General features: G+C 44.0%; 1 protein-coding gene. It reads left to right on the forward strand.

Going from position 1 to position 341, the window contains the following annotated elements; genetic code table 11:
- Positions 1 to 341, forward strand: a 341-nt coding sequence (locus PLH26_RS21330) for a glutathione peroxidase (RefSeq protein ID WP_324588037.1), incomplete at both ends; no start/stop codon positions are given.

Here is a 341-nt window from a genome sequence, read left to right on the forward strand (position 1 = left end):
AAGAGCTGGAGCAGCTGTATGAGCAATATAAAGGGAAGCTGGTGGTGATAGGATTTCCGGCCAATAATTTCATGCGGCAGGAGCCGGGCACCAATGCAGAGATCAGGGCGTTTTGTGAAAAGAATTACGGCGTTACTTTCCCTATGGCGGCAAAAATTTCGGTAAAAGGAAAAGATATCCACCCGTTATTCAAATATCTTGTTGACGAAGCGGAGAAGATCGGCATCAGCAATCCTGTAAAATGGAACTTCACCAAGTTCTTGGTAGATGAAAAAGGAAAATTGGTTACCGTTTTTCCCAGCAAGGTAAATCCGATGAGTGAAGAAGTGCTGAAATACCTG

Source organism: Agriterribacter sp. (assembly GCF_035444585.1).
Taxonomy (GTDB): domain Bacteria; phylum Bacteroidota; class Bacteroidia; order Chitinophagales; family Chitinophagaceae; genus Agriterribacter.